Source organism: Silanimonas lenta DSM 16282 (assembly GCF_000429065.1).
In the GTDB taxonomy this organism is placed as follows: Bacteria; Pseudomonadota; Gammaproteobacteria; order Xanthomonadales; family Xanthomonadaceae; genus Silanimonas; species Silanimonas lenta.
On sequence record NZ_AUBD01000009.1, the window covers coordinates 58,439 to 82,804 of the forward strand.

The 24,366-nt window shown below is 71.3% G+C and carries 20 protein-coding genes and 1 pseudogene; 4 read left to right on the forward strand and 17 right to left on the reverse strand.

The window, feature by feature from the left end; genetic code table 11:
• Positions 1 to 3 precede the first annotated feature (3 nt).
• From G408_RS0105690 to coaE, 3 genes are read left to right on the forward strand one after another with little or no spacing between them, the layout of a single operon-like run.
• Complete coding sequence (locus tag G408_RS0105690) at positions 4 to 1,248, forward strand: type II secretion system F family protein (protein ID WP_028770317.1); 1,245 nt, start codon at positions 4 to 6, stop codon at positions 1,246 to 1,248.
• A gap of 6 nt (positions 1,249 to 1,254) precedes the next feature.
• A complete protein-coding gene (locus G408_RS0105695; RefSeq protein ID WP_425423339.1) occupies positions 1,255 to 2,133 on the forward strand; it encodes a prepilin peptidase in 879 nt (292 codons plus the stop codon).
• A 9-nt stretch (positions 2,134 to 2,142) separates the two neighbouring features.
• Positions 2,143 to 2,769 (forward strand): dephospho-CoA kinase, encoded by a 627-nt coding sequence (coaE, locus tag G408_RS0105700; RefSeq protein WP_028770319.1) that lies wholly within the window; start codon positions 2,143 to 2,145, stop codon positions 2,767 to 2,769.
• Here coaE and G408_RS0105705 read toward each other — a convergent pair.
• The 3 genes from G408_RS0105705 to G408_RS0105715 form a co-directional block, all read right to left on the reverse strand.
• Positions 2,751 to 3,779 (reverse strand): Nudix family hydrolase, encoded by a 1,029-nt coding sequence (locus G408_RS0105705; RefSeq protein WP_028770320.1) that lies wholly within the window; start codon positions 3,777 to 3,779, stop codon positions 2,751 to 2,753. The two genes, coaE and G408_RS0105705, sit on opposite strands and share 19 nt — an antisense overlap.
• Positions 3,780 to 3,807: 28 nt before the next feature.
• A complete protein-coding gene (gene secA / locus G408_RS0105710; RefSeq protein WP_028770321.1) occupies positions 3,808 to 6,537 on the reverse strand; it encodes a preprotein translocase subunit SecA in 2,730 nt (909 codons plus the stop codon).
• A 191-nt stretch (positions 6,538 to 6,728) separates the two neighbouring features.
• Positions 6,729 to 7,640, reverse strand: a complete 912-nt coding sequence (locus tag G408_RS0105715) for a M23 family metallopeptidase (protein WP_037412471.1) — start codon at positions 7,638 to 7,640, stop codon at positions 6,729 to 6,731.
• On the opposite strand from G408_RS0105715, the gene G408_RS13350 reads away from it, so the two are divergent.
• Positions 7,639 to 8,115, forward strand: a complete 477-nt coding sequence (locus G408_RS13350) for a DciA family protein (protein ID WP_051282660.1) — start codon at positions 7,639 to 7,641, stop codon at positions 8,113 to 8,115. The two genes, G408_RS0105715 and G408_RS13350, sit on opposite strands and share 2 nt — an antisense overlap.
• 159 nt (positions 8,116 to 8,274) lie before the next feature.
• Here G408_RS13350 and lpxC read toward each other — a convergent pair whose 3' ends face one another.
• From lpxC to rsmH, 14 genes and pseudogenes are all read right to left on the reverse strand, one after another.
• Positions 8,275 to 9,186 (reverse strand): UDP-3-O-acyl-N-acetylglucosamine deacetylase, encoded by a 912-nt coding sequence (gene lpxC, locus G408_RS0105725; RefSeq protein WP_028770323.1) that lies wholly within the window; start codon positions 9,184 to 9,186, stop codon positions 8,275 to 8,277.
• A gap of 217 nt (positions 9,187 to 9,403) precedes the next feature.
• Positions 9,404 to 10,642 (reverse strand): cell division protein FtsZ, encoded by a 1,239-nt coding sequence (gene ftsZ / locus G408_RS0105730; RefSeq protein ID WP_028770324.1) that lies wholly within the window; start codon positions 10,640 to 10,642, stop codon positions 9,404 to 9,406.
• Between the two features lie 62 nt (positions 10,643 to 10,704).
• Positions 10,705 to 11,940 (reverse strand): cell division protein FtsA, encoded by a 1,236-nt coding sequence (gene ftsA, locus G408_RS0105735; RefSeq protein WP_028770325.1) that lies wholly within the window; start codon positions 11,938 to 11,940, stop codon positions 10,705 to 10,707.
• Entirely contained in the window at positions 11,937 to 12,656 is a 720-nt protein-coding gene (locus G408_RS0105740) for a cell division protein FtsQ/DivIB (RefSeq protein WP_028770326.1), read from the reverse strand. Before G408_RS0105740 ends, ftsA begins: the two co-directional genes overlap by 4 nt.
• A complete protein-coding gene (locus tag G408_RS0105745) occupies positions 12,653 to 13,627 on the reverse strand; it encodes a D-alanine--D-alanine ligase (RefSeq protein WP_281168683.1) in 975 nt (324 codons plus the stop codon). Before G408_RS0105745 ends, G408_RS0105740 begins: the two co-directional genes overlap by 4 nt.
• A complete protein-coding gene (gene murC, locus G408_RS0105750) occupies positions 13,624 to 15,057 on the reverse strand; it encodes a UDP-N-acetylmuramate--L-alanine ligase (protein ID WP_028770328.1) in 1,434 nt (477 codons plus the stop codon). The genes G408_RS0105745 and murC overlap by 4 nt, the downstream gene beginning before the upstream one ends.
• On the reverse strand, positions 15,057 to 16,124 hold the full coding sequence (gene murG / locus G408_RS13355; protein WP_037412478.1) for an undecaprenyldiphospho-muramoylpentapeptide beta-N-acetylglucosaminyltransferase: 1,068 nt from the start codon (positions 16,122 to 16,124) through the stop codon (positions 15,057 to 15,059). The genes murC and murG overlap by 1 nt, the downstream gene beginning before the upstream one ends.
• Positions 16,121 to 17,461, reverse strand: coding sequence for a putative lipid II flippase FtsW (gene ftsW, locus G408_RS0105760; RefSeq protein ID WP_028770329.1), 1,341 nt, complete (start codon positions 17,459 to 17,461; stop codon positions 16,121 to 16,123). Before ftsW ends, murG begins: the two co-directional genes overlap by 4 nt.
• Entirely contained in the window at positions 17,461 to 18,537 is a 1,077-nt protein-coding gene (gene mraY / locus G408_RS0105765) for a phospho-N-acetylmuramoyl-pentapeptide-transferase (RefSeq protein WP_028770330.1), read from the reverse strand. Before mraY ends, ftsW begins: the two co-directional genes overlap by 1 nt.
• Complete coding sequence (locus G408_RS0105770) at positions 18,527 to 19,894, reverse strand: UDP-N-acetylmuramoyl-tripeptide--D-alanyl-D-alanine ligase (protein ID WP_028770331.1); 1,368 nt, start codon at positions 19,892 to 19,894, stop codon at positions 18,527 to 18,529. Before G408_RS0105770 ends, mraY begins: the two co-directional genes overlap by 11 nt.
• On the reverse strand, positions 19,891 to 21,351 hold the full coding sequence (locus tag G408_RS0105775) for a UDP-N-acetylmuramoyl-L-alanyl-D-glutamate--2,6-diaminopimelate ligase (RefSeq protein WP_028770332.1): 1,461 nt from the start codon (positions 21,349 to 21,351) through the stop codon (positions 19,891 to 19,893). The genes G408_RS0105770 and G408_RS0105775 overlap by 4 nt, the downstream gene beginning before the upstream one ends.
• 5 nt (positions 21,352 to 21,356) lie before the next feature.
• Positions 21,357 to 23,147 (reverse strand): peptidoglycan D,D-transpeptidase FtsI family protein, encoded by a 1,791-nt coding sequence (locus G408_RS13360; RefSeq protein WP_051282661.1) that lies wholly within the window; start codon positions 23,145 to 23,147, stop codon positions 21,357 to 21,359.
• Positions 23,144 to 23,407: a cell division protein FtsL gene (gene ftsL / locus G408_RS0105785; protein WP_156890069.1), complete on the reverse strand. Its 264-nt coding sequence runs from the start codon at positions 23,405 to 23,407 to the stop codon at positions 23,144 to 23,146. Before ftsL ends, G408_RS13360 begins: the two co-directional genes overlap by 4 nt.
• A 20-nt stretch (positions 23,408 to 23,427) precedes the next feature.
• A pseudogene (gene rsmH / locus G408_RS13365) lies at positions 23,428 to 24,366 on the reverse strand (16S rRNA (cytosine(1402)-N(4))-methyltransferase RsmH); the annotation flags it as partial.

Here is a 24,366-nt window from a genome sequence, read left to right on the forward strand (position 1 = left end):
GCCATGTCTGCCACTGCGAAGAGCCTCAAGGGCGCCAAGCCCGCCCCCCGCGAGAACCCGCTCTCGGAGTTCGTCTGGACCGCCACCGACCGGCGCGGCAAGACCATCAAGGGCGAGATGGCCGCGAAATCGGCCAACTACGTGCGCGCCGAGCTGCGCAAGCAGGGCATGAACCCCGGCGTGGTGAAGCCCAAGCCCAAGCCCCTGTTCGGCTCGGCGGGCAAGACGGTGGGCCCGCAGGACATCACCTTCTTCAGCCGGCAGATGGCCACCATGATGGCCTCCGGCGTGCCCATGGTGCAGGCGCTGGAAATCCTCGCCAATGGCCAGAAGAACCCCAAGTTCGCCAACATGCTGAAAGCCCTGCGCGACGATGTCTCGGGTGGCTCGGCCTTCAGCGAGGCCCTCAGGGCCTATCCCATGCAGTTCAACGAGCTCTACCGCAACCTCGTCAAGGCCGGCGAGGGCGCCGGCGTGCTCGATACCCTGGCGAGCTACCTCGAGCGCATCCAGGCGCTGAAGGGCAAGATCAAGAAGGCGCTGTTCTACCCCGCCGGCGTGCTGGCAGTGGGCCTGATCGTCAGCCTGATCCTGCTGATGTACGTGATCCCGCAGTTCAAGACCACCTTCGAGGGGTTCGGCGCGGAGTTGCCGGCCTTCACCCAGATGTACGTGAGCGCTTCCGAGTTCATGCTGGCGAACTGGTGGTGGATGCTGATCGCTGCCGTTGCCGGTGGTTTCGCATTCGTGCTCAGTTACCGACGCTCGACCAACGTGCAACGTACCGTGGATCGCATGCTGCTGAAGATCCCGGTGATCGGACAGATCCTGCACCAGTCGGCCATCAGCCGCTTCGCCCGCACGCTCGCCCTCACCTTCAAGGCCGGCGTGCCCCTGGTGGAGGCGCTCGATACCGTGGCCGGCGCCACCGGTAGCGTCATCTATGACGAAGCCACGCGGAAGATCCGCGACGACGTGGCGGTGGGCTACTCGCTCAACCTCGCCATGAAGCAGGTGGGCATCTTCCCGCCCATGGTGGTGCAGATGGTCGGCATCGGCGAGGAATCCGGTTCGCTGGATTCCATGCTGTTCAAGGTGGCCGAGTTCTACGAGAACGAGGTGAACAACTCCGTCGATGCCCTCACCAGCCTGATGGAGCCTTTCATCATCGCCGTGCTCGGCGTGCTGGTGGGCGGCATGGTGATTGCCATGTACCTGCCGATCTTCAAGCTCGGTATGGCCATCTGATCGATGCTGACCGGTCTGGATGCCTCCCCGACGGCCGCGCTCGCGGCCGTCTTCCTGTTCGGCCTGCTGGTCGGCAGCTTCCTCAATGTGGTGATCCTGCGGGTGCCGCCGCGCCTGATGTGGGCCTGGCGGCGCGAGGCCCGCGAGCTGCTGGAGCTGCCCCCCGGCGAGGAACCGGCCCCGCCTGGCATCGTGGTGAAGGGCTCGCACTGCCCGGCCTGCGGGCAGGCCATCCGCTGGTACCAGAACGTGCCGGTGCTGAGCTGGCTCGTGCTGCGCGGCTGCTGCGCGGCCTGCAAGGCGCCGATCTCGCTGCAGTACCCGGTGGTGGAACTGCTCACCGGCCTTGCCTTCGCCGCCTGCGCCTGGCGCTTCGGCCTCGGGCTGGAAGGCGCGGCGGCCATGGCCTTCAGCGCCCTGCTCATCGCCCTGGCCGGCATCGACTGGCACACCCGGCTGCTGCCCGACAGCCTCACCTACCCGCTGCTGTGGCTGGGACTGGCCGCCAGCCTCGTCACCCTGTTCATACCGCCTCAGAGCGCCATCTTGGGGGCGCTCGCGGGCTATCTCAGCCTGTGGACGGTGTACCACGCCTTCCGCCTGCTCACCGGCAAGGAGGGCATGGGCTATGGCGACTTCAAGCTGCTGGCCGCACTCGGCGCCTGGTGCGGGGCCTCGGCCATCCTGCCCATCGTGCTGCTCTCCTCCCTCGTGGGCGCACTGATCGGCGGCATCGGCCTCGCCGTGCAGGGCCGCGACCGCGCCACTCCCATCCCCTTCGGCCCCTTCCTCGCCATCGCCGGCTGGCTCTGGTTCCTGTTCGGCGAGCAGCTGATGGCCCTGTACTGGGGCCTGATGCTGCCAGGCGGCGCACCGGCCGGCTAAAGTCCGCCCATGCCCGCCCCCGCCGCCCCCCACCGCCTGCGGGTCGGCCTGACCGGCGGCATCGCCTCCGGGAAAAGCACCGCGGCCCGGGCTTTCGAAGCGCTCCATCCCGGCTGCCTCGTGGATGCCGATGCCGCGGCCCGTGCCGTGGTGGCCCCGGGCAGCGAGGGACTGGCGGCGGTGCTGGCGGCTTTCGGGGAGGACCTGCGCCGTCCCGATGGCCAGCTCGACCGCGCCGCCCTGCGCCAGCGGGTGTTCGCCGATCCGGCCGCCAGAAAGCAGCTCGAGAGCCTGCTGCACCCACGCATCCGCGCCTGGATGCGTGAGCGCGCCGCGGCGGCCTCCACGCCCCTCGTGCTGCTGGACATCCCGCTGCTGACGGAAGGCGGCGGCCGCGCCGCCTGGCCGGAGCTGGAGCGCATCCTCGTGGTGGACCTGCCGCCCGCCCTGCAGCGCCAGCGCCTGCTGGCCCGCGACGGCATCGACCCGGCGCTGGCCGAGGCGATGATCGCCGCCCAGGCCCCGCGCGAGGCCCGCCTCGCCCTGGCCGACGACGTGCTGGTGAATACCGGCACGCCAGAGGACCTCGCCGCCGCCGTGGCGCGGCTGGCGGCACGCTACCTGCCCAAGGGCTGAGGCCAGAACCCGCGGATGCCGGCCACGCCCTGCGCCCCGTGGCGCCGGGCCTCGGCAAGATCGCCGGGCCCGAGGCCGCCCAGCGCATACACCGGCAGGGCGGTGAGGGCGCGCAGGGCCTCGAAGCCCTCCCAGCCGAGGACCGGGGCACCGGGATGGGTGGGGGTGGCGGCCACCGGCCCCAGCAGCAGGTCCTGCACGCCGAGGGCCTCGGCGCGGCGCAGGCTGGGAGCATCGTGGCAGGCCGCCGAGAGCGGCAGGCCGGCGGCGCGCTGGGCGGCGCACAGGGCCTCGGCGCCGGCAGCGAAGAGCTGGCCGTGGCGCAGGTGCAGGCCAAGGCCGAGGCGAACGGCAAGGGGCGCATCGCCGTGCACGTACAGGGCGGCGCCGTGGGCGCGGCAACGTGGGGCCAGGGCCTCGGCGAGCCTTCCCCGCTGGCCGGCACGGGCATCCGGCAGGCGCAGGTGCACGCGGCGCAGGCCGCGGGCCAGGGCCTCCTCCACGGCGCGCAGGAAGCGGGCCTCGGCGGCCTCGCCCTCGCCCGGCTCGGGGGTGACCAGGATGGCCTCGGGCGCGGTGAGCGCAGCCCGCACGGGGTGGTCGGCCAAGGGCATGGGATAGGCGGCCAGCGCCGCGGGCTCGGCCCAGACGAGTTCGGCATGCTCACGGGCGCGGGGCTGGCCGTGGAAACCCGCCACCGCCCAAGTGTCGAGCCAGAGGCGCAGCGGCGGCAGCCCTGCCTCGCCCGCCGGGACGGCCGGCACTCCGTCGGCCACCGGCACCCGGATGAACGGCGTCATCGGCCCGGCCTCGATGCCGAGTTCCTCCTGCAGTTCGCGGCGCAGGGCCGGCTCGGCGCCTTCCCCCGGCTCGACCTTGCCGCCGGGGAACTCCCACAGCCCCCCCTCGGTTTTGTGCGCGGGGCGGCGCGCCAGCAGCACGCGGCCGGCCGCATCGCGCAGCACCGCCGCCACGACATGCAGCGGCGGCGCGGCCGGCGGCGGGGGCATGATGGCGGCGGAAAGGGCCTGCCGGCCTTTAGCGGGCCTGGCCGTGGCAGTGCTTGTACTTCTTGCCCGAACCGCAGGGGCAGGGATCGTTGCGGCCGATCGGTGGCCCTGGATTGCGCACGGCGGCGGCGCGCGGGCCGCCCTGGGCCGCGGCCACCTCGGCAGCTTCCTCGTCGGCGGAATAGCTGCCGGTCTCCGGGTGCTGGAACTGCATGGCGCGAGCGGCGGCCTCGGCACGACGGCGCTCCTCGGCCTCCATCGCCGCCACCTCCTCCTCGCTGCGGATGCGCACGCGGGCAAGCAGAGTGGTGATGTCGCGCTTCACCTTCTCCAGCATCTCCTCGAACAAGGCGAAGGCCTCGCGCTTGTACTCCTGCTTCGGCTGCTTTTGGGCATAGCTGCGCAGGTGGATGCCCTGGCGCAGGTAGTCCATGCGCGCCAGATGCTCCTTCCAGTTCTGGTCGAGCATGGAGAGCATCACCTGGCTCTCGAGCTGGCGCATCAGCTCGGGACCGAGCTGGGCTTCCTTGGCCTCGAAATGGCGGCGACCGGCCTCCAGCACCTCGGCCAGCACGCCCTCGTCGTCGAGCTCGCGGGCCACCGCGTCGCGCACGCTGACCTCGATGCCGAACTCGTCGCGCAGGCTTGCCTCGAGGCCAGCCAGATCCCACTGCTCGTCGATCGACTGCGCCGGCACGTAGCGGCGCACGTGGGCGGTGAGCACATCGTCGCGGATCGCCGCCACGGCCTCGTGCACATCGCCCTGGTCGAGCAGCTCGTTGCGCTGCTCGTACACCACCTTGCGCTGGTCGTTGGCCACGTCGTCGAAGTCGAGCAGGTTCTTGCGAATGTCGAAGTTGTGGGCCTCGACCTTGCGCTGCGCATTCTCGATCTGGCGGGTGACGAGGCCACTCTCGATGGCCTCGTCCTCCTTCATGCCCATGCGGGTCATGGCCTTGTGCACCCAGTCGCTGGCGAAGATCCGCATCAGGTTGTCTTCGAGCGAGAGGTAGAAGCGCGAGGAGCCCGGGTCGCCCTGGCGGCCGGCGCGGCCGCGCAGCTGGTTGTCGATGCGGCGGCTCTCGTGGCGTTCGGTGCCGATGATGTGCAAGCCGCCGGCAGCCTTCACCGCATCGTGGCGGGCCTGCCACTCGGACTTGATGCGCGCCTTCGCCACCTCGTCGATCTCGCCGGCGGCGGCGAGCTCGGCCTCCAGCGAGCCGCCGAGCACGATGTCGGTACCGCGGCCGGCCATGTTGGTAGCGATGGTGACGGCGCCCGGCTTGCCGGCCTGTGCCACGATCTGCGCCTCGCGCTCGTGCTGCTTGGCATTCAGCACCTCGTGCGGGATGCCGGCGGCGCGCAGTTCACGGCTCAGCAGTTCCGAGGTCTCGATCGAGGTGGTGCCCACCAGCACCGGCTGGCCCTTGGCATTGCGTTCCTTGATGTCCTCGATCACCGCCCGGTACTTGCCCTTGCGGTTGAGGAACACGAGGTCCGGCAGGTCCTTGCGGATCATCGGCCGGTGGGTGGGGATCACCACCACCTCGAGGCCATAGATCTGCTGGAACTCGAAGGCCTCGGTGTCGGCCGTGCCGGTCATGCCGGCCAGCTTGCCGTACATGCGGAAGTAGTTCTGGAAGGTGATCGAGGCCAGGGTCTGGTTCTCGCGCTGGATCGGCACGCCCTCCTTGGCCTCCACCGCCTGGTGCAGGCCGTCGGACCAGCGCCGGCCCGGCAGGGTGCGGCCGGTGAACTCGTCCACGATCACCACCTCGCCATTGCGCACGATGTAGTCCACGTCCTTCTGGAACAGGGCATGAGCGCGCAAGGCCTGGTTGAGGTGGTGCACCACCGCAATGTTGTGGCCAGCGTAGAGATGGTCGTCCTGGGCGATGATGCCGGCGGCCTTGAGCAGGGCCTCGGCATGCTCCATGCCCTGCTCCGAGAGGTGCACCTGCTTGCCCTTCTCGTCCACCCAGAAATCGCCTTCGGCGTTCTCGTCGGCCTGGCGCGAGAGCTGCGGCACGATGCGGTTGACCTTGACGTACAGCTCCGGCGATTCGTCGCCAGGGCCGGAGATGATCAGCGGCGTCCTTGCCTCGTCGATCAGGATCGAGTCGACCTCGTCGACGATGGCGAAGTTCAGCCCGCGCTGGTAGCGGTCCTCCTTGCGCAGGGCCATGTTGTCGCGCAGGTAGTCGAAGCCGAACTCGTTGTTGGTGCCGTAGGTGATGTCGGCGGCGTAGGCGGCGCGCTTTTCCTCGCCCATCGGCATGCCGGGGTAGATCACGCCCACCGAGAGGCCGAGGAAGTTGTAGAGCCGCCCCATCCACGCCGCGTCGCGGCGGGCGAGGTAGTCGTTCACCGTGACCACGTGCACGCCCTTGCCGGCCAGCGCATTGAGGTAGGTGGGCAGGGTGGCCACGAGGGTCTTGCCCTCGCCGGTGCGCATCTCGGCGATCTTGCCGGCATGCAGCACCATGCCGCCGATCAGCTGCACGTCGTAGTGGCGCATGCCGAGCACGCGGCGCGCCGCCTCGCGGCAGACGGCGAAGGCCTCGGGCAGCAGGTCGTCCAGGGTCTCGCCCTTGGCGAGGCGCGCCTTGAACTCGGCGGTCTTGGCCTTCAGCGCCTCGTCGTCGAGGGCCTGCAGGGCGGGCTCGTAGGCGTTGATCCGGGCGACGTTCTTCGAGAACTGGCGGACGATGCGCTCGTTGCGGCTGCCGAACAGGGCGGTGAGGAGGCGATTGAGCATGGACGGGTCTTCTGGGGAGGGCGTCGCGCCCGGTTCAGGAACGCGAACGGCTGCCGGACGGCAGCCTTCCATTCTAGCTGGAGGCGGCGGGGGCCATTATCAAGTCGCGGCGGAACCGCCCGGCCTGCCCGCCACGGCGCAGCGGGTGTTCGCCGGACGGAAGCGGCCAGGGGCCGCGCCGCGCGCCCGGCTCAGCCACGGATGCGCTGCAGGTAGGCGGTGGGATTCACCGGGCGGCCGTTCACGTGCACTTCGAAGTGCAGGTGGGCACCGGTGGAGCGGCCGGTGGAACCGACCTTGGCGATCTCCTGGCCGGCGCGGACGATGTCGCCCTCGCGCACCAGGTTGCGCTGGTTGTGGCCGTAGAGCGTCTGGTAGCCATCGCCGTGGTCGATGATCACGGTGTTGCCATAGCCGTTCTTCCAGCCGGAGAACTTCACGATGCCGCCGCCCGCGGCCTTGATCGGGTCGCCGATGCGGGCGGCGAAGTCCACCCCGAGATGGTGGGCCTTGGCGCCGGTGAAGGGGTCGATGCGGCGGCCGAAGGGCGAGACGATGTAGCCCGGAGCCGGGGCGCGGCTGGGGCGGGCGTCGGCGGCCACCTGCTCGTTCTGCAGCAGGGCGCCGAGCACGTCGAGCTGCTGCTCGGCGCGGTCGAACTGCGCCTCCACGCTGCCCAGGGCGAAGGCCAGGTCCTGGCGCCCCTCGTCCTCCTGCTCCGGGCCGCCGAGGCCGGGGCTTGCGGTGAAGTCGAACTCGCCCTCGCGGAACTGCCCGAGGGTGGTGAGGCGGTGGCCGAGGGCGTTCAGGCGGTTGGCCTGGGCCTGCAGCTCGCCCAGCTTCACCGCCAGGGCATTCACCTCACGGCGGGCCTCGGCGCGTGCGTCCTCCACCGCCTGACGGCTGGCCGCCACCTCGGCGCGCAGCGGGGCGATGCGGGCATCGGCGCCGGCGAGCGTCCAGCCGAGCACCCCGCCGAGGCCCAGGACCAGGGCGAACAGGCCAAGGGCGATCCCCACCGCGGCCGCGCGCTGCCTCGCCGAGTCGAGGCTCAGGGCCAGGGGCGCGCGGAGGTGGCGGGAAACGACGATGATATTGAGCATGCTTCGATCCAAGTCAGGCCGCCCGGCCACCGAGACCCCGCCCGCCTCCCCCGGCCCGCGGCGCGCGGCGCGCGCAGCGGCGGAGGGCGAACTGGGCGCGCTGCTGGCACGCGCCCAGTGGCTGGACGCGGCCGACACGCGCTTCCGCCAGCAGCTCCCCGCGGCGGTGGCCGCGCAGGTACGGCTGGCGAACGTGGCCGAGGGCACGGCCGTGGTGCTGGTCCCCTCGCCGGCCTGGAAGGCCCGGCTGCGCCTGGACACCGCCCTGCTGCTGGCGGCGGCCAACGCGGCCGGCATCGAGGCCCGCGCGGTGACCCTGAAGGTGGTGCCCCCGACCGTTCCGGCTCCGGACCGGCCCGGTGCACCGCTCTCGGCGGGCGCCCGAGCCGTGCTCGAGGCCGCCGCCCGATCCGTGGCCGACCCGGAACTCCGGGCCCAGCTCCTGCGCCTGGCCGCAAGCGGCCGGACGCGCTGAGGAACGCCATGGGCCGGCCGAGTCTACGGGGCTATCGTTAAAAACCCGCTAAGAAAACCGTAAGCGCAGGCCAAGAAAGACGAAACCCGCCGTGAAGACGGCGGGCTTTGTCAAAGACTGTGACCGGACTCACGAAGTCCATCACGCTTCTGCCAGGGCTCAGATCGCGGCCGCCGGGCTGGCGTAGGAGATCGGCGACTTCGAAGAATCGCTGAAGGTCACTTCCTCCCAGGCGCTCTGGTCGGCGAGCAGGGTGCGCAGCAGGCGGTTGTTGAGCGCATGCCCGGACTTGTGGCCGTAAAAGGCGCCGATCAGGCTGTGCCCCAGAAGGTACAGGTCGCCGATGGCATCGAGGATCTTGTGCTTCACGAACTCGTCCTCGTAGCGCAGGCCGTCTTCGTTGAGCACGCGGTAGTCGTCCATCACGATGGCATTGTCCATCGAGCCGCCGAGCGCGAGGTTGCGCTCGCGCAGGAACTCGATGTCGCGCATGAAGCCGAAGGTACGGGCCCGGCTCACCTCCTTGACGAAGGAGGTGGTGGAAAAATCGATCTCGGCGTTCGAGGTGGAGCGGCGGAAGGCCGGGTGCTGGAAGTCGATGGTGAAGCCGACCTTGAAGCCCTCGAAGGGCTCGAAGCGGGCCCACTTGTCGCCCTCCTCCACCCGTACCGGCTTCTTGATGCGGATGAAGCGCTTGGGCGCGTTCTGCTCCTCGATGCCCGCCGACTGCAGCAGGAACACGAAGGGGCCGGCCGAGCCGTCCATGATCGGCACCTCGGCGGTGGACAGGTCGACATAGGCATTGTCGATGCCGAGGCCGGCCATGGCCGAGAGCAGGTGCTCGATGGTCATGACCCGCACATTGTCCTTGACCAGGGCGGTGCAGAGCGAGGTGTCGCCGACCGCCAGGGCCGTGGCCTTGATCTCCACCGGCACGTCGAAATCGACGCGGCGGAAGACGATGCCGGTATCGACGGCCGCCGGGCGCAGGGTCATGTAGACCTTCTCGCCGCTGTGCAGGCCGACGCCGGTGGCGCGGATGACGTTCTTGAGGGTGCGCTGCTTGAGCATGAGGCCGGTCCCCGGAAAGGGGGTTGACACGAACTGGGGGCGCACATTAGCACGCCCCTCCTTTAACGAAACCTTAAAAAACGGACTTCTCCGTGTCAAATCTGCAACGTTGCGGGCAGCCCCCTGCCCGCAACGTGCCTGGCGTGGGAGAGCGAGACGGCCTCTCCCGGCACCGGCCGGGCCGGCGCAGACCCTCCGGTGCCCGTTTCCCCGCGGTTCAGTCGGCCTGGCGGCGCAGGAAGGCCGGAATGTCCAGGTAGGACTGGTCGGCCGGCAGGTCGGAGAGGGCCGTCACCGGAGCAACGTCGGCGGAACGGCTGCGCAGGGCGCCGAAGCTCGGCTCGCGGCCGGCCGGGGCCGGCGCCTCGCCGTACTCCGCAAGGCCGGTGGTGGCATTACGGATCAGCTGCACCTTGGGCCGGGCCGTCTCGCGCTCGGCGCCACGCACCGGCTCGCGATGGAAGTCTCGGCTGGGGATGCGCTGGGCCTGCACGCCGCGGTTGAGGCCGGTGGCCACCACGGTGACGCGCACGTCGTCCTGCATCTCCGGGTCGAGCACGGTGCCGATGACCACGGTGGCGTCCTCGGAGGCGAATTCCTCGATGGTACGGCCCACCTCGTCGAACTCGCGCATGGTGAAGTTCGGCCCGGCGGTGATGTTCACCAGCACGCCGCAGGCGCCGGCGATGTTCACCTCGTCGAGCAGCGGGTTGCTGATCGCCGCCTCGGCGGCGGCCTGGGCGCGGTCGTCGCCACGGGCCACGCCGGTCCCCATCATGGCAAGGCCCATCTCGCTCATCACCGTGCGCACGTCGGCGAAGTCGACGTTGATCAGGCCCGGGCGCACGATCAGGTCGGCGATGCCCTGCACGGCGCCCAGCAGCACGTCGTTGGCGGCGCGGAAGGCCTGCACCATGGTGGCGTCGCGGCCGAGCACGGTGATCAGCTTCTCGTTCGGGATGGTGATCAGGGAGTCGCAGTGGCTGGCCAGTTCCTCGATGCCCTTCAGCGCCACCTGCATGCGGCGGCGGCCCTCGAAGGGGAAGGGCTTGGTGACCACGGCCACGGTGAGGATGCCCTCCTCCTTGGCCACCTGGGCCACCACCGGCGCGGCGCCGGTGCCGGTGCCGCCGCCCATGCCGGCGGTGATGAACACCATGTCCGCGCCGCTGATGGCCTCGCGGATGCGCTCGCGGTCCTCCAGGGCGGCCTGGCGTCCCACCTCCGGGTTGGCGCCGGCGCCAAGGCCCTTGGTGACGTTGGCGCCGAGCTGCAGGTGCAGCTTGGCGCCGGAATTCTTGATGGCCTGGGCGTCGGTGTTGGCGACGATGAATTCCACGCCATCCACATTGGCGTTGACCATGTGCGCCACGGCATTGCCGCCGCCGCCGCCCACGCCAACGACCTTGATCACCGCATTCGGTGCCAGCTTCTCGATGAGTTCAAACTGCGCCATGGTCTCGTCCTCTCGTCTCGGGGTGTTGCGTCTCGGGGTGGATGCGTCGGGGGGCCGACGCCTCAGAAGGCGCTCCGGAGCCAGTTCCGGAAGCGGTTGAACACCTGGCCGGCCTTGCCGGCGGCCAGGGAGGGCCGGGGGCCCGCTTCCAGCGAGCGACCCCAGAGCAGCAGGCCCACGCCGGTGGCGTGGACCGGGTTGTGGATGACGTCACCGAGACCGGTCACGCCCTGCGGGGTGCCGACGCGCACCGGCATGTGCAGCATTTCCTCGGCCAGCTCGACCACGCCCTCCATACGGGCGCTGCCGCCGGTGAGCACCATGCCGGCCCGCACCAGTTCCTCGTAGCCGGCGCGGCGCAGCTCGGCCTGCACCATCTCGAAGATCTCCTCGTAGCGGTTCTGCACCGCCTCCGCCAGCGCCTGGCGGGCGAGCCGGCGCGGCGGGCGGTCGCCCACGCTCGGCACCTGGATGGTTTCCTCGCGGCCGGCGAGCTGGGCCAGCGCGCAGGCGTAGCGCACCTTGATCTGCTCGGCCTCCGGCGTGGGCGTACGCAACAGGTGGGCGATGTCGTTGGTGATCTGGTCGCCGGCGATCGGCAGGCAGGCCGAGTGGCGGATGGCGCCGCCCACGAACACCGCCACGTCGGTGGTGCCGGCGCCGATGTCCACCAGCACCACGCCGAGCTCCTTCTCGTCGGCGGTGAGCACGGCGGTGCTGGAGGCCAGCGAGGAGAGGATCAGGTCGTCGACGGCAAGGCCGCAGCGCTGGATGCACTTGCCGATGTTGGCGGCCGCGGCGGTGGCGCCGGTGACCAGGTGGGCCCGCACCTCGAGGCGCACGCCGCTCATGCCCACCGGATTGCGGATGCCCTCCTGCGAGCCATCGACGATGTACTCCTGCGGAATGGCATGGAGGATTCGCTGGTCGGCCGGCACCGCCACGGCGCGCGCCGCCTCCAGCACCCGGTCGAGGTCGGCGTAGCTCACGTCGCCGGAGGCGATCGGCACCACGCCATTGGAGTTGCGGCACTGGATGTGGCTGCCGGCGATCGAGGCATAGACCGAGCGGATCTCGCAGCCGGCCATCACGTCGGCCTCCTCGATGGCGCGCTGGATCGACTGCACGGTGGATTCGATGTCGACCACCACGCCGCGGCGCATGCCGCGCGACTCGTGCGAGCCGATGCCGATGACCTCGATCGGCTGCTCCGGGGCGTACTCGCCGACGAGGGCAGTGACCTTGGAGGTGCCGATGTCGAGGCCGACGATGAGGGACTTGTCGCTCTTGCGGGTCATGTGGAACTCGGGGCGCGGGAGGGCTCGCCCCAGGCCAGGGCGAAGCCGTTGGTGTAACGGAGGTCGGCGCGCAGCAGCGGGCGCTGCTGCGGGTCGCGGCGCAGGGCCGGCAGCAGGCGGACGAAGCGCGAGAGCCGCGGCAGGGCCTCGGCACGGCCCAGTTCCACCTGCAGGCCGGCGCGGGTGGTGAGGGTCCAGCCGCCGCGCGCCGACTGCTCGAGGCGCTCGACATCGTCGCCGGCGCGCAGCAGCAGTGGCCGCAGCTCACGGTGGAAGGCGAGCACCTCGGCCACCCGGCCATCGGCGGCGTCGAGGCGCGGCAGGTGCAGGGCGAAACCGGCGGGCACCGGGAACAGCCGGCCATCCTCGGAGACCAGCCTGTCCTCGCCCCAGCGGGCATGCGGGCGCAGCTCGGTGAGGCGTACCTCGAGGCGGTCGGGCCAGCGCTTGCGCACTTCCACCGTATCCACCCAAGGCAGGGCGAGCAGCGCCGCGCGCACCGCGTCGGGATCGACGGCGAAGAAGCCGCCGCCGGCCAGCGGCTGCACCGCGGCATGGATGCTGGCCTCGTCGACGAGCTTCAGCGGTGCTTGCAGGGCAAGGGTGCGGATCGGCCAGCGCTCGCCGCCGATCCAGCCCTGTACCACCGCCACCACCGGCAAGGCGAGCAGGCCGAGGGCGAGACTCCAGGCCACGAGGCGCAGCAGCGGGCTCATGGCCGGGCCTCCAGGGTCTGAGCGAGGATGGCGAGACACAGGGCCTCGAAGCCGAGCCCGAGCCGGGCGGCGGCTTTGGGCACCAGCGAGTGGCTGGTCATGCCCGGCGCAGTGTTCACCTCCATCAGGAGGAAGCGGCCCGCGCCATCGCGCATCACGTCCACGCGCCCCCAGCCCTGGCAGCCGGCGGCACGGAAGCCCGCCAGAGCGAGTGCGCGGATCGCCGCTTCCTCCTCGCCTTCGAGACCGGGACAGTGGTACTGGGTGTCCTCGGCGATGTACTTGGCGTGGTAGTCGTACCAACCCCGGGCCGGGACGATGCGGACCGAGGGCAGAGCAAGATCACCGAGGATGCCGACGGTGAACTCGCCGCCGGTGAGCATCTGCTCGGCCAACAGTTCGCCCGGGTAGGTGGCGGCGAAGGCCGCGGCTGCACTGAGATCTTCCTCGGCCTCGATGCGGAACACGCCGACGCTGGAGCCCTCGGCCGAAGGCTTCACGAAGGCGGGCAGGCCGAGCGTCCGCACCGCGGCAGCGAGGTCGCCGCCCGGCGGGATGCGCACGAAGCGCGCGGTGGGCAGGCCTTCCGCCTGCCAGACCTGCTTGGTGCGGATCTTGTCGAGGGTGAGCGCGCTGCCGAGCACGCCGGGGCCGGTGTACGGGATGCCCAGGGCCTCCAGCGCCCCCTGCAGCACGCCGTTCTCCCCCACCCCGCCGTGCAGGATGTTGAACACCCGCTGGAAGCGGCCGGCCAGCAGTTCCGGCAGCAGGGCCGGCAGGCCATCGACGCCATGGGCGTCGACGCCGCGGGCGCGCAGGGCGGCAAGCACGTTGCGGCCGGACTCGAGCGAGACTTCGCGCTCGGCCGAGCTGCCACCGTAGACCACGGCCACGCGGCCGAACACCGCCGGGTCCAGCGCCTCGACGCGGGCCCGGATGGCCTCCATCGCGATGGCGGCGTCCCGGCTCATGGCGCGCGCTCCGGCAGGCCCTGTTCGGCGAGCTGCTGGGCCACGGCGCCGATGTCGCCGGCGCCGAGCAGGATCACGAGATCGCCATCTTTCAGCACGTCGCCCAGCACCCCGGGCAGTTCCTTCGCCGCGCCGGCCAGCACCGGATCGACGCGGCCGCGGGTGCGGATGGCGCGGGCCAGGGCCTTGGCATCGGCGGTGGCGATCGGGGCTTCGCCGGCCGGGTAGACCTCGCAGAGCACGAGGCCGTCGACCTCGCTCAGCACCCGGGCGAAATCGTCGAACAGATCGCGGGTACGGCTGTAGCGGTGCGGCTGGAAGCAGGCCACCAGGCGCCGCTCCGGCCAGCCGCCGCGGGCGGCCTCGAACACGGCCTTGAGCTCCGCCGGATGGTGGCCGTAGTCGTCCACCAGCAGGGCCCGCCCCCCGCCCGGCAGGACGAGCTCGCCCTTCAGGTTGAAGCGCCGGCCCACGCCCTCGAAGCGCGCCAGGGCGCGGCCGATGGCCTCCGCGTCCACGCCGAGCTGCCAGCCGATGGCGGCGGCGGCCAGCGCGTTCTGCACGTTGTGCCGCCCCGGCAGGTTGAGCACCATCGGCGCCGGCGGCTCGCCGGGCAGATGCAGCACGAAATGCATGGCACCGCCCACCTGCCGCACCTCGCTGGCGCGCACGTCGGCGGCCTCGGAGAAGCCGTAGCGCACCAGGTGGCGCGGCATCTGCCCGGCCAGCGCCGCCACTTCCGCGTCGTCGATGCAGAGCACGGCAAGGCCATAGAACGGCAGGCGGTGCAGGAACTCGCCGAAGGCCTGCTTCACCCGCTCGAAGTCGCCACCGTAGTTCTCGAGGTGGTCGGCATCGATGTTGGTGACCACGGCCACCAGCGGGTTCAGGCGCAGGAAGCTGCCATCGCTCTCGTCGGCCTCGGCCACCAGCCAGTCGCCACTGCCGAGCCGGGCATTGGCGCCGGCCGAGAGCAGCTTGCCACCGATGACGAAGGTGGGATCCATGCCGCCCTCGGAGAGCACGCTCGCCACCAGCGAGGTGGTGGTGGTCTTGCCGTGGGTGCCGGCGATGGCGATGCCGCGCTTGAAGCGCATCAGCTCGGCCAGCATCTCGGCGCGCGGCACCACCGGGATGCCGCGCTCGCGGGCCGCGAGCAGTTCCGGGTTGTCGGGCCGGATGGCACTCGAGACCACCAGCGCATCCACCTCGCCCACGTGCGCCGCCTGGTGGCCGCGATGGATGGTGGCGCCGAGGGCGGCGAGGCGGCGGGTGGTGGCGTTGTCGGCCTGGTCGGAGCCGGAGACCACATAGCCCAGGGTGAGCAGCACCTCGGCAATCCCGCTCATGCCCACGCCGCCGATGCCGACGAAATGCACGCGGTTGAAGACGCGGGCAAGGTCGCCGGGGTGCTTGAGCCGTCCGCGCATCATCGGCAGGCCTCCTCGAAGGCGATGTCGGCCACCCGCTCGGCGGCCCTGGGCAGGGCAAGGCGGCGTGCGGCCTGCGCCATCTCCAGCAGGCGCCGGCGGTCGCCGAGCAGCGGTTTCAGGCATTCGGCAAGCTCGCTGGCAAGCGCCCCGGTCTGGCGCAGCCAGAGGCTGGCCCCGCCCTCGGCCATGAACTCGGCATTGCGCGCCTGATGGTCATCCACCGCCTGCGGGAAGGGCACCAGCACGCTGCCCACGCCGGCGGCGCAGAGCTCGGCCAGGGTCGAGGCACCGGCGCGGCTGATCACCAGGTCGGCCCAGGCATAGGCCTCGGCCATGTCAGTGATGAAAGGCTCGATCCGCGCCTGCAGCTTCGATACCGCATAGGCGGCGCGGGCCTCGTCGACCAGCTTCTCGCCGCACTGGTGGCGGATCTCGAGGTTCATCCAGCCGGCCAGGGCTTTCGGCACGGCGAGATTGAGGCCACGCGCTCCCTGGCTGCCGCCCAGCACCAGCACCCGCACCGGGCCGCTGCGGCCGCGCAGGCGGCTGGCAGGATCGGGCAGGGCGGCAATGGCGGGGCGCACCGGATTGCCCACCGCCTCGGCCGGCGCCGGGAAGGTGCCGGGAAAGCCGGTGAGCACGCGCCGCGCCAGCCGCGCCAGCACGCGGTTGGTCAGGCCCGGGGCGCGGTTCTGCTCGTGCACGATCAGCGGCAGGCCGAGGCTGCGCGCGGCAAGCCCGCCAGGCCCGCTGGCAAAGCCGCCGAAGGCCAGCACTGCCTGCGGCGTCTGGCAGCGCAGCAGGCCACGGGCCTGGGCCACGGCACGGCCCACCCGCCAGGGCGCGGCCAGCAGGGCAAAGGCCCCCTTCCCGCGCAGGGCGCCGATCGGCAGCACGTCGAGCGGGAAGCCGGCCTCGGCCACCAGCCGTTCCTCCATGCCGCCGGCCGAGCCCATCCAGCGCACCTCGCCGCCGCGCTCGCGCAGCACCCGGGCCACGGCCAGGGCCGGAAAGATGTGGCCGCCGGTGCCACCGGCCATCACGGTGAAGCGCGGCGCGCTCATTTCAGCCCTCCCAGCACCGGCTCGATGCGCCGTCCGGGAGCGGCGGCAGATGCCGGGCCAACGCTCCGCGGTGGCGCCGGAGACAGGCGCGCGGCCTGCGCCACCAGGGCTGCCGGCAGCACCGACTCGCCCGGCTCGTCGAGCCCGCGCAGTTCGCCCCGGGCGCGCTGCACCTGGCGCTCGGCACGGTCGAGCTCGTAGCTCACGCGCAGCAGCAGGCCCACGGCGGCACAGCTCATCATCAGGCTGGAGCCGCCATAGCTGATGAAAGGCAGGGTCAGGCCCTTGGTAGGCAGGAGGCCGAGGTTCACGCCGATCGAGACGATGGCCTGGATGCCCACCGACAGGCCGATGCCGTAGGCCAGGAGGCCGGCGAAGTGGCGGCGCAGGTTCATGCAGCGCAGGCCGATCGAGAAGGCGCGCCACAGGAACACCGCATACAGGCCGAGCACGAGGCAGACGCCGAGGAAGCCCAGTTCCTCGGCCAGCACCGAGAAGATGAAGTCGGTATGCACTTCCGGGAAGGCCTGCAGCTTCTGCACCGAGGCCCCGAGCCCGACGCCGCTCCACTCGCCGCGACCGATGGCGATCAGCGCCTGCACCAGCTGGTAGCCGCCGCCGAAGGGATCCTGAAAGGGCTCGCGGAAGCTGGTGATGCGGGCAAGCCGGTAGGGCTCGACCACCGCGATGCCCACGAAGCCCAGCACCACCGGCCCGCCGAGGACGGAAAGCTTCGCCACCGAGGCGCCGCCAAGGAAGATCATGCCGCCGACGATGGCCAGCAGCAGGGCCGAGGAACCGAAATCCGGCTGGGCAAGCAGCATCAGGACCAGCAGGCCGGTCACGATCACCGGCTTGAGCAGGCTGGGAAAACTGCTGGCGAGCTCGTCGCGGCGTCGGGCGAGGTAGCTCGCCGCCCAGACGATCAGCAGCAGTTTCACCGCCTCCACCGCCTGGAAGTTCAGCACCACGAAATCCAGCCAGCGGCGGGCACCGTTCACCCGCACCCCGAGGCCCGGCACGAACACCAGCAGCAGCAGCACGAAGGAGCCCACCAGGGCCAGCTGCTGGTAGCGCTCCAGCTCGCGCAGCTCGAGCCGCATCGCCATACCGGCCAGCACCGCCCCCATGGCCAGCGCCACCAGCTGCTTTTGCAGGAAGTGGAACTCGCCGACACCCATCACCTCGGCCAGCCCGACCGAAGCCGAGGTGACCATCACCAGGCCGAGGACCAGCAGGGCGAGCGTGCTGCCGAGCAGCACGCGGTCGTAGCGCCCCTCGATGGCCTCGAGGCGGGTGGCCTGGTGCGGCAGCTCGATCGGCCGGGCCAGGGTCATCAGCGCACCTTCAGGGTCGCCAGCGCGACCAGGGCGAGCATCACCGAGATGATCCAGAAGCGCACGATGACGCGCGGCTCGGGCCAGCCCTTGAGCTCGAAGTGGTGGTGGATCGGGGCCATGCGGAAGATGCGCCGGCCGGTGAGCTTGAACGAGGCCACCTGGGCCATCACCGAGAGCGTCTCGATGACGAAGATGCCGCCGACGATCACCAGCACGATCTCCTGACGGACGATGATGGCGATGCAGCCCAGCGCCGCGCCCAGGGCCAGGGCCCCGACATCGCCCATGAACACCATCGCCGGGTAGGTGTTGAACCAGAGGAAGCCAAGCCCCGCCCCGCCGATGGCGGCGCAGAGGATGGCGAGCTCGCCGGCCCCGGGCACGCGCGGGATGCCGAGGTATTCGGCGAACACCGCATTGCCCGAGGCATAGGCGAATACCGCCAGCACCCCGGCGGTGAGCACCACCGGCATGATGGCAAGGCCGTCGAGGCCATCGGTGAGGTTCACCGCATTGGAAAAGCCGACGATCCAGAAGTAGGCCACCACGACGAACATGGCCCCGAGCGGCAGGGCGAAGTTCTTCAGCAGCGGCAGGTAGAGCGTGGTGTTCGAGGGATGGTCGGCGGTGGCGAACAGCACGCCCGCCGCCACCAGGCCGAACAGCGACTGCAGCGCGTACTTGTGGCGCGACTTCAGCCCCTTGGGATCGCGGCGGACGATCTTGATCCAGTCGTCGAGCCAGCCGATCAGGGCGAAGGCCAGCAGCACGGCGAGGGTGATCCAGACATAGCGGTTCGACAGCTCCGACCACAGCAGGGTGGAGAGCGTGACTGCGAGCAGGATCAGCGCGCCGCCCATGGTCGGGGTACCGGCCTTGCTGAAGTGGCTCTGCGGGCCATCACTGCGGATCGGCTGGCCGCCGGCCTTGAGCCGGCGCAGACGCTCGATCACCCGAGGGCCCAACCAGAGTGCGAGGCCCAGCGCCGTCATCGCGCCGAGGATGGCGCGCATGGTGATGAACTCGAACAGGCCGAAGCCCGGGAACAGCCAGCGCATCAATTCAAGCAGCATCGCCGCCCTCCCCGGCCAGCACGGCCTCGATCACCTTCTCCATCGCGCTGCCGCGCGACCCCTTGACGAGGCAGCGCACGCCGCGGGCGGCTGCCAGCGCCGCCTTCAACGCCGCGGCCAGTGCCTCGCGGCTGGCGAAATGCCGCCCGCCCTCGCCGAAGGCCCGCGACGTCTCCGCGGCGAGCTCGCCCACCGTCCACACGCGCGTCAACCCGGCCGCCTTCGCCTGCCGCCCGGCCTCGGCATGCATGGCCGGGCCGTCGGCGCCCAGCTCGCGCATGTCGCCAAGCACCAGCCAGGCCTCGCCGCCGCCCGCCGCCAGGGTGGCGATGGCGGCGGCCACCGAGCCGGGATTGGCGTTGTAGCTGTCGTCCACCAGCACATTGCCGCCCGGCAGCGCATGCGCCACCTGGCGGCCCTTCACCGGCAGGGCTTCCTCCAGTCCGCGCAGCACGGCTTCGAGGCCGGCGCCGGCAGCCAGCGCCATCGCCGCAGCGGCCAGCGCATTCATCACGCTGTGGCGCCCCGGCAGCGGCAGGAGAACCTCGGCGCGGCCGGCCGGGGTGCGCAGCTCGAAGCGCGAGCCCTGCGGGCCCTCTGCGATGTGCAGGGCGCGCACGTCGGCGTCCTGCTCGATGCCGAAGCGCAGCACCCGGCGCGTGCCGATGCGCTGCATGAAGTAGGGGGCGTAGGCATCGTCGGCATTGACCACGGCGATGCCGTCGTCGGGCAGGGCCTCGTAGATCGCGCCCTTGGTCTCGGCGATGCCGGAGAGACTGCCCATGCGCTCGATGTGGGCGGCGCCGACGTTGTTCACCAGCGCCACGTTCGGGGTGACGATGCGGCACAGGTAGGCGATGTCGCCGGGCTTGCCGGCACCCATCTCGTAGATGGCGAAGCGCGCGTCCTCGGACGCCCCGATCACCGCCAGCGGCAGGCCGATCTCGTTGTTGAGATTGCCCGGATTGGCATAGGCCGCGCCGGCATGGCGCAGGATGCCGTGCAGCAGGGTCTTGACCGAGGTCTTGCCATTGCTGCCGGTGAGCGCCAGCACCACCGCGGGGCGGCCTTCGGCGAGACCGGCGGCCAGCCCGCCCAGCGCCGCTTCGGTGTCGGCCACGTGGAGCTGCGGCAGCGCGGTATCCACCGGGCGCGAGACCATCACCGCCGCCGCGCCGGCGGCCTCCGCGCGGTCGATGAAGTCATGGGCATCAAAGCGCTCACCGCGCAGGGCGACGAACAGGGCGCCCGGCGCCAGGGTGCGGGTATCGGTAGAGACCGCACTGATCTCGCGGTCCTCACCGAGCAGGCGCCCCCCGGTCCATTGGGCGATCAGGGAAAGCGGCACCGGTCTCATGCGCGGGTCTCCAGCGCGGCCCGGGCCTCGGCCACGTCGTCGAAGGGCAGGCGCTGACCGGCCACCTCCTGGTAGGGCTCGTGACCCTTGCCGGCCACCAGCACGATGTCGCCGGCCGCGGCTCCGCGCACCGCGGCGCGGATGGCGGCGCGGCGATCGCGCAGCACGCGGTGCTCGCCGGGACGGCGGAAGCCGGCGAGGATGTCGGCCACGATGGCCTCGCCGTCCTCGCCGCGCGGATTGTCGTCGGTCACGATCACCCGGTCGGCGCCGGCCTCGGCGACGGCGGCCATCTCCGGGCGCTTGCCGCGGTCGCGCTCGCCACCGCAGCCGAACACGCAGACCAGGGCCCCGCGGGCATGGCCGCGCAGGCTGGCCAGGGCCTGGGCCAGGGCGTCCGGGGTGTGGGCATAATCGACCACCACCAGCGGCTGCGTGCCACCGCCGAGCCGGGTCATGCGCCCGTGCACCGGCGAAAGCCCGCCCAGCACCCCGGCTACCGCCTCGAAAGCAAAGCCGAGAGCCCGCAGGGCCGCGGCCACGGCCAGCAGGTTGTCGGCATTGAAGCGGCCGAGCAGCGGCGAGCGCACGGAAGCACGCTGCCCGCCTTCCACCAGCACGAAGCGCAGACCCTCGCCATCCAGCGCCAGCTCCTCGAGGTGCAGCCGGGCCGACGCCTGGCCGGCAGCCGAGACCGTCCAGACTTCGGCCACGCCGCCACGCGCGGCGAGCCGGGCGCCGAAGGCATCGTCGATGTTGAACACCGCCGCCTTCAGGCCGGGCATGGCGAACAGCCGGGCCTTGGCCTCGCCATAGGCCTCCATCGTGCCGTGGTAGTCGAGGTGGTCGCGGGTGAGGTTGGTGAACACCGCGACCTCGAAGCGCACGCCGTCCACCCGCCCCTGGTCGAGGGCGTGCGAACTCACCTCCATCGCCACCGCCTGCGCGCCGTCCGCGCGCAGGCGGCCGAGCAGGGCATGCACGCTGAGCACGTCGGGAGTGGTGCGCTCGCCTTCGACGATCCGCCCCACCCGGCCGGCGCCGAGCGTGCCGATGGTGCCCGCCGGCACGCCGAGCGCCTCGAGGGCCTGGGCCAGGAGCTGCACGGTCGAGGTCTTGCCATTGGTACCGGTGACACCCACCACCCGCAGGGCGGCGGAAGGCTCGCCGGCGACCCGGTCGGCCCAGGCGCCGAGGCGGGCACGCAGTGCCGGCACGGCGATGGCCCTGGCCGGCGGCACGAGGCCGGCGGGCACCAGACCATCGTGCAGCACCACCGCTGCGCCGCGCGAAAGCGCCGCCTCGGCATGGTGCAGGCCATGGGTGCTGGCGCCGGCCAGGGCCACGAAGACATCGCCCGGCTGCACGGCGCGGCTGTCGGCCACGAGGCGCGGCACCGGCACGTCGAGCACGGTGGGCACCGCTGCCACGCCCACCAGCAGGTCGGAGAGACGCAGGCCGCTCACGGCAGCCCTCCGGCGGGCCGGGCCTGCGCCACGGGCGGGGCGTCCATCGGCACCAGGCCATCGCTGCCCAGTTCGGCAGGCGCGGCCTTCGGCGCGGTGGCGAACCACTGACGCACATTGTCCGGCGGCACGTCCATCAAGCGCAAGGCACCGTCCATCACGCTGTGGAACACCGGAGCCGCCACCTGCCCGCCATAGAAGCGGCCGGCAGAGGGGTCGTGGATCGCCACCACCATGGCGAAGCGCGGCTGCTGCACCGGCACGATGCCGGCGAACACCGAGACATAGCGCTGCTGGTAGCCGCCCGGCACCGACTGGCGGGTGGTACCGGTCTTGCCGGCCACGCGGTAGCCGGCCACGGCGGCAGTGGTGGCGGTACCGCCCGGGGCGACCACCGTCTCCAGCATGCCGACCACGCTGCGGGCGATGTGCGGGTCGATCACCTGGCGGCCACGCGGCGCCGCGGCATTCCCACCCTTCACGAAGGTGGGCGGCAGCATGCGGCCTTCGTTCGCCAGCACGGCATAGCTCTGGGCGATCTGCAGCGGCGTGGCCGAGAGCCCGTAGCCATAGGAGATGGTGGCCTTCACCACCTCGCCCCAGCGGCGCGGCGGCGGCAGCACGCCCGTTGCCTCACCGGGAAAACCGCTGCCCGTGCCCTGACCGTAGCCGAAGCGGCTGAGCACGTCGTGGAAGTGCTCGTTCGACATCTCCAGCGCCAGCTTGGTGGCGGCGATGTTCGAGCTCTTCATCAGCAGGCGGGTCATGTCCACCATGCCGTAGTTGTTCACGTCGCGGATGGTGTGGTTGCGCAGCGGGAAGAAGCCCGGGCTGGTGTTGATCTGCCGGGTCGGATCGGCGCCGTTCTCCATCGCCGCCGCCACCGTCATCGCCTTGATCACCGAACCGGGCTCGATGAGATCGGTGACGGCGCGGTTGCGGCGCGCCGCGCCATCGCCGCTGCCGCGGGCATTCGGGTTGTAGCTCGGCTGGTTGACCATGGCGACGATCTCGCCACTCGGGATGTCGAGCACCACCACCGATCCGCTGCGGGCCTGATGCTTGGCGATCGCGGCCTTGAGCTCGCGGTAGGCGAGGTACTGCACGCGGCGGTCGATGGCGAGCACGAGATCGCGTCCCGGCTCGGCCGGGCGCACCAGGTCCACATCCTCGATGATGCGCCCCTGGCGGTCGCGGACGATGCGCTTGAGGCCCGGCTTGCCGGTGAGCCAGCCGTCGAAGGCCAGCTCCAGACCCTCCTGCCCCTGGTCGTCGATGTTGGTGAAGCCCAGCACATGGGCCATCACCTCGCCATGCGGATAGAAGCGGCGGAACTCGCGCTGCTGGTGCACCCCCGGGATGCCGAGTCCGATCACCGCCGCGGCCTCGTCGGGATTCATGTGCCGGCGCAGGTAGACGAACTCGCGGTCGGCACGCTCGGAGACACGCCGCGCCAGCTCCTCCGGGGCGATGGAGAGCGCCCGCCCCAGCTCGGGCAGGCGCTCGGGATGGCCAAGCAGTTCCCTGGGATTGGCCCAGACCGAGGCCACCGGCGAGGAGGCGGCGAGCGTCTCGCCATTGCGGTCGAGGATGCTGCCGCGCGAGGCCACGATCGGCACCTCGCGCACGAAGCGGGCATCGCCCTGCTGCTGATAGAAGCTGGTACTCACCAGCTGCAGCCAGGCGGCGCGCGCCACCAGGGTGAAGCCGCAGGCCACCAGCACCGCTGCCAGCCACAGCAGGCGCAGGCGCGGATCGAAGGTGTTGGGACGCGGGCGCGTGCTCATGGCTGCACCACCACCACTTCCGCGCCTTCCGGGAACTTCATGCCGAGCTTGGTCACCGCCACCTGCTCGATGCGGTTCGGCTCCGACCAGGTGGCCTGCTCGATCTGCAGGCGGCCGAACTCGATGTTCAGCTCGTCGCGCTCCTTCTCCAGCCGCGAGAGCTCGATGAAGCCGGCGCGGTGATGGTGGCGGCTGAGCACCACGGCCACGGCGCTGCTGGCCACCAGGCCGAGCAGCAGGAGCAGCAGGAAGGCCCGCAGGCTCATGCGCCCTCCCCTGCCACGGCGAGCTTCTCGGCCACCCGCAGCACCGCACTGCGGGCGCGTGGATTGATCGCCACCTCGGCCTCGTCGGCCTTGATGGCGCCGCCCACGTCACGCAGGCGCGGCACGAAAGGCGCGACCACCGGGCTGCGGCGGTTGGCCGGCGGCGCCTTGGCGCGCTCGGCGATGAACTGCTTGGTGATGCGGTCCTCCAGCGAATGGAAGCTGATCACCGCCAGCCGCCCGCCCACCTTCAGCGCCCGCTCCGCGGCCTCGAGGCCGGCCACGAGATCGTCCAGTTCGGCGTTCACGTGGATGCGGATGGCCTGGAAGCTGCGGGTGGCGGGATGGGTCTTGCCATCGCCGCGGCCCAGCAGCCTGGCGATCAGGTCGGCAAGATCGCCGGTGCGCTCGAAGGGTCGCTCGGCGCGGCGGGCGACGATGGCACGCGCGATGCGGCGGCTCTGCCGCTCCTCGCCGTATTCCCACAGCACGCGGGCGATCTCGGCCTCGCTGGCGGTGTTCACGAACTCCGCCGCACTGATGCCGCGCGTCGGATCCATGCGCATGTCGAGCGGGCCATCGAGGCGGAAGCTGAAGCCGCGCGCGGCCTCGTCGAGTTGCGGCGAGGACACGCCAAGATCGAACAGCACCCCATCGAGACCGCCGGCCGTCTCGCCCCACTCGCCCAGCGTGGCGAAGCTGGCATGGCGCACCCGGACGCGGGCATCGCCAGCCGCCAGGGCTTCGGCTTCACGGATCGCTTCCGGGTCCTTGTCCATCACCAGCAGGCGGCCCTCCGGGCCGAGTCGTTCGAGAATGCCGCGGGCGTGGCCGCCGCGACCGAAGGTGCCATCGAGGTAGGTTCCCGCGGGCCTGACGGCGAGGCCTTCCAGTACCGGCGCCCAAAGCACCGGCACGTGTCGCGGGGTCGGTGCGATGGACGCGCTGGCCAT